The sequence below is a fragment of the Pirellulales bacterium genome (genome assembly GCA_035656635.1).
GTDB lineage: Bacteria > Planctomycetota > Planctomycetia > Pirellulales > JADZDJ01 > DATJYL01.
In genome coordinates this window covers 1-3087 of the sequence record DASRSD010000118.1, presented here as the reverse complement: position 1 = coordinate 3087, position 3087 = coordinate 1, and the positions used below count along the sequence as shown (strand labels likewise).

Annotated in this window: 4 protein-coding genes; 1 reads left to right on the top strand and 3 read right to left on the bottom strand. The window is 53.1% G+C overall.

Annotation, left to right across the window (positions count from 1 at the left end):
• Positions 1-934: alkene reductase (locus VFE46_10955; protein ID HZZ28510.1), on the top strand; the 934-nt coding region annotated here is incomplete at its 5' end.
• 13 nt (positions 935-947) lie between these two features.
• On the opposite strand, the gene VFE46_10950 is transcribed toward VFE46_10955, so the two are convergent.
• From VFE46_10950 to VFE46_10940, 3 genes are all read right to left on the bottom strand, one after another.
• On the bottom strand, positions 948-1442 hold the full coding sequence (locus VFE46_10950; protein HZZ28509.1) for a sensory rhodopsin transducer: 495 nt from the start codon (positions 1440-1442) through the stop codon (positions 948-950).
• Positions 1443-1495: 53 nt separating this feature from the next.
• Positions 1496-2533 (bottom strand): AI-2E family transporter, encoded by a 1038-nt coding sequence (locus tag VFE46_10945; GenBank protein ID HZZ28508.1) that lies wholly within the window; start codon positions 2531-2533, stop codon positions 1496-1498.
• A 77-nt stretch (positions 2534-2610) separates the two neighbouring features.
• The coding region (locus VFE46_10940) for a PPC domain-containing DNA-binding protein (GenBank protein HZZ28507.1) at positions 2611-3087 on the bottom strand (477 nt) is incomplete at its 5' end.

The following is a 3087-nucleotide window of genomic DNA, read 5'->3' as shown; positions in this document are numbered from 1 at the left end:
CGTTACTATCTCCGAGGAGGCGAACGGCTGGAGCGAGTCGCCGGGCATTTATACTGACGAAATGACCGAAGGATGGAAGCACACCACAGGCGCCATGCACGAAAAGGGAGGAGCAATTTTCGCCCAGCTTTGGCATACCGGTCGGGCCTCCCACAGCAGCTTTCACGGCGGCAAGCCCGCCGTCGCACCATCGGCCATCAAAAATAACGATCCGGAAATCCATACGCCCACTGGCAAGCAGCCGAACGAAGTTCCACGGGCGCTGGAAACGTCCGAGATTTCACGGGTTGTGGACGACTACCGGCAAGCCGCCGAGCGCGCCAAGAAAGCCGGATTCGACGGCGTGGAACTCCACGCAGCAAACGGATACTTGATCGACCAGTTCCTCCAGTCGAAAACAAATCATCGCACGGATAAATATGGCGGCACAATCGAGAATCGTTACCGCTTCCTGAAGGAAGTGGTGGAAGCCGTTACATCCGTCTTGCCCGCCCAGCGGGTCGGCGTGCATTTAGCTCCGAACGGGGCTTTCAACGATATGGGGTCGCCGGATTTCCGGGAACAGTTCACTTTCGTTGCTAGTGAACTCGACCGTTTTGGGTTGGCATACCTACACATAGTAGATGGGCTGGCATTCGGTTTTCACCAGCTCGGCGAGCCGATGACATTGGCCGAGTTCCGCAAGGTATTCCACGGTCCGCTCATGGGCAACTGCGGCTATACCAAAGAGACGGCGGAGAAGGCGATTGCCGAGGGGCACGCCGACTTGATCTCGTTTGGGCGACCGTTTATCAGCAACCCGGACCTCGTGGCTCGGTTTAGAAACTGCTGGCAGCTGGCAGAACCAGCGCCGCTGTCCGACTGGTCCTCGCCCACCGGGGCGAAAGGCTATACGGATTTCCCGGCATACGCACTGTCGCCTTCCCAAAGCTAAGAGTTTGGGATTGCTAGCCCTCGCCGAAGGCAATGGTTGAAATTAGTGCATTTGCGGATTGACGGGAATCGAGTCGCGTGTGTTGAACAACAATGGGTACGTCCGATTCGATCAAGCTCGAATAATCGGTATCGCGCGGAATTTCCAGAGGATTAGTCAGATCGTTGAAACGTACATGTTGGGTTCGCCGCGGCGGCACTTTTAGGTGGAAAGGCCCCACGGGCTCGCGATCGGAAAAAAAGATAGTTATTCGCACATTCGCTTCGTGATCGCTGGCGTTCAACAGGCAGGCCGTTTCATGGCTTGTCATTTCAGGCTCGGGACCCGTACTCTGTGATGGAATGTACCCTTCGGCAATCGCCCAACGCACATGGCCAATTGGCCGAAGTTGCTTTTTCCCTATAGGCCGCTGCGTTTGACTTTCGCCAGGGGGCGCAAGAATCTCGCCGATGCCTGGAGACGTTGGCGATTCTTCAAGATAATGGCTCGGCGATTTTCGGCTAGACATGATTTCCTCCATTCGGTATTTGAACCAAACGCAATTCCAAGCCCTGCCACCGATTATGGTGATGTGGCTTTCTCCAAAAATGATTCCACATACAGCTTTTTTACCAAAATCATTAATACCAACGTTAACGGCGTTGCGAGAATCGCCCCCAGCAGGCCACCGGTTAAGGCAAACAGCACAACACCGCAAATTGTAAGCGCTGGCGGTAACTTGATTGCTTGGCGCATGATCCAAGGGAACAATAGATAGCCTTCGACGATGTGGATTCCGAGATAAAGCAACGTGACATAAACAGCGGACATTGGGCTTTGGGACCAGCCCAAAACAATCGCCGGCAGCGATGCAACAATGGGTCCGATGTAGGGAATCAGTTCCGCAAAGAATGCTAATAGCCCTAGCACGATGGCTTCCGGAATATTCAACAGTGACAATCCCACTGCCGCCAAAACACCTACGATCACCATGGTCGCTAAATGCCCGAGCATCCAATGTCGCAGTTCATGGGCCAACTCATTGGAAATCACCAGTACTCGTTCACGGCGCTCCGGCGGAAGGAGATCTATGGCGCCGCGAGTGTACAATTGCGGAGAAATGGCGCCGTACAGACCGATAAATCCGATAATCAACAATGCGACCATGCCGTCAAACGCCGTCATGGCGCCGCTGGTGAGTTGGCTCACCGCGTCATCACTGCTGACCCAGCTTCCGATCTTCGTGAATTGCTGAACAAGCAGCTTGCCTTGCTCAGTTTGTTCCATTTGGCGTTCTAGTTGATTGATTGAGGCGGGCACTGTTTCAGATAATCGAGCTGCCTGATCGGCGATTCGATTTCCAAACAACCAGATCGCCGCCGCCAGCGAAATAAATAACATTGTGCCGGTCAATAACAGCGACCAGCGGTAATTCAACCGGGACCAGGAACTGCACCAATTGGCCAAGGTTTGCAAGAATAATGCGAAAAGTATTCCAGCAAAAATTAGTAATACAACGTGTCGCGCATACCAGAATAATGCTATGGCTGCAGCCAGAAGAACCGCCTTTACGCTGGCGTTTTTCCGCACCCCTTGCAATGGTATTCTTGACAGGCGCATAAAACTGCTGCCCAAATAGAAATTTATTAGAACGCGCCCAATCAGGGATGCAAATTGAATGCCTAAACGGCGCGAAGTTAGCGCATACTGCCGATTCGGATGAGTGCCAAGCCCGTTTCTTCATCGTGTCTGCGCTGCAAATGTTGGGGAGTTTCTGTCACGATGACCTCTAGGGTAGGACGCACATGGGCTTCCAAAAGGTGACCGCCGTGGGCCGTGCCATCGCGTTTGCCGACAACAAGATGCGCATGAATTTTTGGCTTATCGCTATGTAGCGCGATGTTGCCAACGAGCGAAAGTACTTCGACTTGCTCGGAAATCTGAATCCGCTTGTAGTCTTTTCGCTCCATTTCAAAATATCCTAGCGTGACGTCGCTCAATGCGCCGATCGCCGTAAAACTAGCGCTGGTGGCGTGTGATTCTCGAGCAAACGCCTGCAGGCCGGCGGCAACTTCATCCTGTGGATCAAATACCACCGCAAAAATCCGCTGGCCGTCAGATTCCCAGAGCAGCTTCGATTTCATAAGCATATCTCCCGTATTGTTACTCTTGAG

Excerpts from the sequence above, each read along its gene's own strand:
- VFE46_10950 (HZZ28509.1), bottom strand. The coding sequence starts at position 1,442 with ATGTCTAGCCGAAAATCGCCGAGCCATTATCTTGAAGAATCGCCAACG.
- VFE46_10945 (HZZ28508.1), bottom strand. The coding sequence starts at position 2,533 with ATGCGCCTGTCAAGAATACCATTGCAAGGGGTGCGGAAAAACGCCAGC.